Annotated in this window: 4 protein-coding genes; 2 read left to right on the forward strand and 2 right to left on the reverse strand. The window is 71.5% G+C overall.

The window, feature by feature from the left end; all coding sequences use genetic code 11:
• Positions 1-1,584, forward strand: a 1,584-nt coding sequence (locus tag FJV41_RS47815) for a WD40 repeat domain-containing protein (RefSeq protein ID WP_141649301.1), incomplete at its 5' end; no start/stop codon positions are given.
• Here FJV41_RS47815 and FJV41_RS47820 read toward each other — a convergent pair.
• Positions 1,578-2,270, reverse strand: a complete 693-nt coding sequence (locus FJV41_RS47820) for a ferredoxin reductase domain-containing protein (RefSeq protein ID WP_141649302.1) — start codon at positions 2,268-2,270, stop codon at positions 1,578-1,580. The genes FJV41_RS47815 and FJV41_RS47820 overlap by 7 nt on opposite strands.
• An 88-nt stretch (positions 2,271-2,358) precedes the next feature.
• Here FJV41_RS47820 and FJV41_RS47825 point away from each other — a divergent pair, with 88 nt between their 5' ends.
• Positions 2,359-3,099, forward strand: a complete 741-nt coding sequence (locus FJV41_RS47825; protein WP_174457408.1) for a transglycosylase domain-containing protein — start codon at positions 2,359-2,361, stop codon at positions 3,097-3,099.
• 39 nt (positions 3,100-3,138) lie between these two features.
• On the opposite strand, the gene FJV41_RS47830 is transcribed toward FJV41_RS47825, so the two are convergent.
• The gene (locus FJV41_RS47830) at positions 3,139-4,947 is read right to left on the reverse strand and encodes a serine/threonine-protein kinase (RefSeq protein ID WP_141649304.1); all 1,809 of its coding nucleotides are present in this window, start codon (positions 4,945-4,947) and stop codon (positions 3,139-3,141) included.
• Positions 4,948-5,278 lie beyond the last annotated feature (331 nt).

The following is a 5,278-nucleotide window of genomic DNA, read 5'->3' on the forward strand; positions in this document are numbered from 1 at the left end:
GCGGGGGGCGGCGGGTGCGCGCACCAGGCGGCGCGGCTGGCTCCAGACGTGGAAGCGCGGTTGGGGCAGACGCAGGGCGCGTTTCTCACCGGCGCGACGGCGGGGCTCGACAAGGGCCCCATCCTCAACCGGGCTGACTTCATCTGGGGCCTGGACTTCTCGCCCCGTCAGCACCGCGTCGCGTACACGCGGCTGGGCGCGCGCTCCTACTTCCTGTCCATCTGGGCGCTGGAGACACCGCCCCGGAAACTGGGCGACCCGCTCATCAATGCGTACGAGTTCGACGTGGAGGGCGTGGCCTTCTCGCCGGACGGCGGACTTGTCGCCACCGCGGGCCGTGACGGCGCCGTGCGCCTGTTCGACGCGGCCACGGGCGAGGCTCGCGGTGTTCGCGTCACCGAGGAGCCGCTCACCGTGGTGGCCTTCCACCCGGAGGGCCGCTGGCTGGTGGCGGGGGGCGTGAAGGGCCTGCTCACCGTGCTGTCCGTACCGGACCTGGCCCATGCCTCCGAGGAGCGCGGGCACGAGGGGCCGGTGAGCGCGGTGGCCTTCGCGCCGGACGGGACGCTGTATTCGGGCGGCTGGGACAAACACGTGCGCGCGTGGCGCACGGGGCTGGAGTCCCTGTCCTCACAGGCGACGCGCGCGCGCTTCGAGCGACGGGGCGGCTCGGCGGTGGTGGGCGGCTCGGTGAATGGCAAGGCGCCCGTCAGCTTCGCGCTGGACGCGCGCGTGCCCGCCATCGTCGTCACCGGAGAGGCGGCCACCGCGGCGGGCATCGACGTGGCCTTCCTGAAGGAGACGGTGGACGTGCCGGGCCCGCTGGGCACCACCCAGGCGCGGCTGGCGCGGGGCCAGTCCCTGCGCTTCAAGTCGCTGGTGGTGCGCGACGTGGACGTGGCGGTGTGTGACGCGTGCGTGCCCCAGGGGGTGCAGGGCGTGCTGGGCGCTCCCTTCACGCAGCGGGTGGGCGTGTCCTTCGACGAGGTCAACCACGAGGCCCTCTTCACGCTGAAGTCCGCGGCGCCGGAAGGCGCGGCGACGGTGGAGACGCTGGTGCTGGCGGCGCGTTCGGACTTCACCTTCCCCGCGTACGTCAGCGACGTCACCGTGGACGCGCGCGGGCAGCGGCTGGGCGTGGGCCTCTCCGAGCAGAAGCCGGAGCGGGACAGGAACGTGTACGAGCGTGAGCGTCAGGGCGTGGAGGAGCCGCAGGGGCCCTTCAACGCGGGCGCGGTGGTGGACGCGGCCACGGGACAGGTGCTGCACAAGTGGCCGGTGCACCACGGCGTGGTGTCCACCGCGGCCATCTCTCCGGACGGGCGCTCGCTCGTCTCCGGAGGCTGGGACAAGAAGGTGCACCTCTTCACCGAGGGCGAGCCCACCGCGCGCGGGACGCAGACGTTCGACTGGTCCGTGCGCCGCGTGCGCTTCAGCCCGGACGGGCGCCTGGTGGGCGTGGCCGCGTGGACGCCGCAGGTGGCCAGCCGCACCGGGGAGAGCGAGCCGTCCGCGGTGCTGCTCGACGTGCGCTACGCGGAGGGCGCCTCCGTGGTGCCCCCCGGGGCGCCCGCCGCTCAGTAGTTGAAGAAGATGTGCTCTCGGGGCACGCCCCGGTCCTTCAGGGCGTCCATGACTCCCTGCACCATCCTCGACTGTCCGCAGACGAAGGCCCTGGAGTCCCCCACCGTGTCCTCGCCGAGGTGGGCCTGCACGTAGCCGGTGAGGCCCAGCCAGCCGCTCACGCCGGGCTGGCTGACGGTGCGCACCACCTGGATGCCCCCTTCCTCCCAGGAATGCAGCTCTCCCTGGTACGCGAAGGCGCCGGGGGTGCGCGCGCCGAAGTAGAGCTTCACGCGGCCGAAGGCCTCCCGCTCGCGGCGGATGCTGGCGATGACGGGGCGGATGGCGGAGATGCCGGAGCCGGTGGCGAAGAGGAGCACGTCATGTCCTCGGGCCCGCTCCAGCGGGAAGCCCTTCCCCTCGGGCGCCGACACGTGGACCTGGGCGCCTGGCGGAAGGCGGATGAGGGCGTCGGGCAGCGGGCTGCCGTCCTTGAGGAGGAACTCCCACCGTGCGCCTCGCGGCTCGGGCGGGGAGGCGATGGCGAACAGGCCCGCCTCCATTCCGGGCAGGCAGAGGCGGACGTATTGCCCTGGGTGCGCGTGGGTCCCCACAAGGGGCGTGCCTTGGATGTCGAGCACGAGGTCGGTGAGCCCGTCGGCTGCGGGGGCGCGGGAGGTGACGATGGCCGGATGCCAGTCGGGCATGGTGAGTGCGGTTTTAACCCGTGTGCCGGGAGCGTGCTGCCCCTGGTAGCCTGGGGCGGTGAAGAGTCTTCTCTGGATAGTCTTGTTCATGCTCGGCCTGGCCGGCGTGCTCATTCCGCTGACGTATCTCTATACGGCCAGCAAGCTGCCCCAGTTGGAGAGCGAGTTCGACGTCGACAAGCTGCTCAAGCACAGCATCGAAGGCGAGCGGATGAGCCTCCGCGCCGGGCAGTCCGAGCGCAACCCCCGTCCCATCGCCTTCAACCGCCCGGACTTCTCGCGCCTGCCGAAGGACCTGGTGGCGCTCTATATCCGCCACATGGAGTGCCCCCGCTACTTCCAGACGCCGCGCGAGGACGGGGCGGCGTGGGCGTGGCGCCTCTTTGTCGGCGCGACGGTGGGGACGGCGCCTCCGGGAGAGGGCGCCTGTGAGCGCCTGCTGGCCATGCGCATCGCCCAGGGCCTGGGCATCTCCGGCAACCTCCAGCTCACCGTGGCCGCGCACCGGCTGCACGCCTTCATGCAGAAGGACCAGCTCATCGCCTACGACCTGGCCATCCTCTACTTCGAGCGGGGCGTCGTGGGCGTGGAGGACGCGGCCTTCACCCTCTTCAAGAAGGAGCTCAGCGACCTGCAGCTCCCGGAGCTGGCGGAGCTCCAGCTCGCGCTGCCGCCCTTCTATCGCTACTGGGATATCCGCCAGTGCAAGAACCCCACGGTGCTGCGCCAGGACCGGGACACGCTGCTGGCGGACCTCGCGGGGTGGAAGCTGGTGAGCGAGGACCGGGCTCGCAACGCGACGTCGCAGAAGCTGGGCTGCCTGGAGTAGCGCGCACGACGCGCTGGAGGGCCTCGTTGTGCCCGGTGCTCAGGGCTTGATGAACATGCTCTCCAGCGAGTTGAGCCGCTTGTTGATGTCGCGGCGGGTCTCCGTGTCCTCGGCCGCTTCGGCCTGCCGCCGGTACTTCGTCAGCAGATTCAGCATCGCGTCGGGGCTCGTCACGCGGCCCTGACCGATGAGTTCCGGCATCGACTCCTCCAGCGAGTCGATGCGCTTGAGGAGCCTGCCCCGGGACATCGCGTCCGCGCTGACCGTGGGCTTGGAGGTGCTCGCGGGGCGACCGGAGCGAGCCACGGCGGGGGTCTCCGGCTCCTCGAGCGTGGGCGGTGGGCGGGCCGTGGGAGGAGGTGCCTGCTCCGCGTGGGCCGTGGCCGCCAGCGCTCCGTTCGTGTCGAGCGGCTTGGGGGCCGCGTCTTCTTCGGCCGGGGCCGGGCTGCCTCCTGGCTGGTCTGGCGCGCCAGCCGCGAGCGGGGCGGGCGGAGGCGGCTCGGCGAGGACCTCGCGCGAGGGGACGTCTTCCCGCGCGGCGGCATGCGTGAGCGGCACGGCGCGGGGCGGCTCCCGGAAGACGATGGCGGCGGCTCCGGCGAGCAGCGCCACGGAGGTTCCGAGGGCGATTGCGACGGGCAGGTACTTGCGCGTGCCGGTGGGCTGGGGAGCGGGCCGGGCGCCTTTCTCCGGCGTCAGCTCCGGAGGCACGGGGACGGGCGTGGTGGGGCGCCGCGAGGCCGCGTCCTCCGCCGAGGGCGGCTTCTCGTGGGTGGGCGCGAGCGCGCTGGGATTGGAGCGGGTGGAGCGCAGCGAGCGGCGCAGCTTGTGGAGTTGCTGGCGCAGCGCGTCCGCCGAGTTGGGCCGCGTCTCCGGGTCCTTCGTGAGCATCTGGAGGATGAACGCGTCCAGCGCGGGCGGCAGGTCGGAGACGAACTCGGAGGGGCGGGGAGGCCGCGCCTCCACGTGCTTCATCAGCAGGTCCACGGGCGAACTGCCCACGAAGGGCAGCCGGCCCGTCACCATCTCGAACGTCACCACGCCCAGGGCGTAGAGGTCGGTCATCGGACCCACCTCCTGGCCTCGCGCCTGCTCCGGGGCCATGTACTCCGGCGTGCCCACCACCATGTCCGTGCGCGTCTGCGCGGTGCGGCCGGTGGGGCCCTGGCCCCGCTTGGCGAGCCCGAAGTCCAGCACCTTCACGTAGCGTGAGCCGTCCGGCTGGCGCACGAGGAAGATGTTGCTCGGCTTGAGGTCCCGGTGCACCACGCCCGCGCCATGCGCGGAGGCCAGCGCGGCGAGCACCTCGTCCAGGATGGGCAGGGCCTCCAGCACGGGCAGCCGGTTCTTCTCCGACAGCACGGCGTCGAGCGGCTGACCCTCCAGGTACTCCATGACGATGTACTGCCGGCCGTCCGGCACCTGGCCGAAGCCGAAGATGTCGATGATGCCCCGGTGGCGGATGGCGTTCACCGCGCGGGCCTCGGCCAGAAGCCGCTCCACCTGCTCGTTGGAGTGGGCCAGCTCCGGACGGAGCACCTTCACAGCGACGCGCTTGCCGATGAGCGGCTGGATGCCCTCGTACACCAGGCCCATGCCGCCCACGCCGATGCGAGCGCGCAGCTCGTACTCACCCAGCTTCAAGCCGATGAGCGGATCCTTCGGCACGTCCGTCAGGGCCTCCAGGGTGCTCTGCACGACGACCTTCGGCTCGTCCGCCATCGGCGATGCCGGGGCCGACGGTGGGACGTGGAACGAAGCGAGTGCCACGGTGCCGTCCCGAGGACACACACCGGTGTCCACGGGGACGGGAAAACCACAGGTTTCGCAGTTCAGCTCGGAAGCCATCTCGGGCCAGGAAGAAAGGTCAGCGTACCAAGACGAGGTGAATGACGCGATGTGGTTCGGACCCGAGTGCAGGGCGAGCGTTCAAGCACCGCACACCCCGCGGCGTCGACCTGTCCAACAGCGTCGGACAGCCGACGGATGACCCTATTGGATGGGCACACATCCCGTCGTCGGCAGGGATGCGCCCTCACCGCCGTTGTTCTCGCCGCCCGCGCCGCCGGCCCCCTGGGAGATGGTGACCCCGCCATCCAGGGTGACCTGACCCCGCTGACACCCTGTCTCTTATACCCATCTGACGCTGCCGCCGATCGCATAAGTGGAGATCTCGGGG

Origin of the sequence: Myxococcus llanfairpwllgwyngyllgogerychwyrndrobwllllantysiliogogogochensis (genome assembly GCF_006636215.1) — a bacterium.
Taxonomy (GTDB): domain Bacteria; phylum Myxococcota; class Myxococcia; order Myxococcales; family Myxococcaceae; genus Myxococcus; species Myxococcus llanfairpwllgwyngyllgogerychwyrndrobwllllantysiliogogogochensis.

Excerpts from the sequence above, each read along its gene's own strand:
- FJV41_RS47820 (WP_141649302.1), bottom strand. The coding sequence starts at position 2,270 with ATGCCCGACTGGCATCCGGCCATCGTCACCTCCCGCGCCCCCGCAGCC.
- FJV41_RS47825 (WP_174457408.1), top strand. The coding sequence starts at position 2,359 with ATGCTCGGCCTGGCCGGCGTGCTCATTCCGCTGACGTATCTCTATACG.
- FJV41_RS47830 (WP_141649304.1), bottom strand. The coding sequence starts at position 4,947 with ATGGCTTCCGAGCTGAACTGCGAAACCTGTGGTTTTCCCGTCCCCGTG.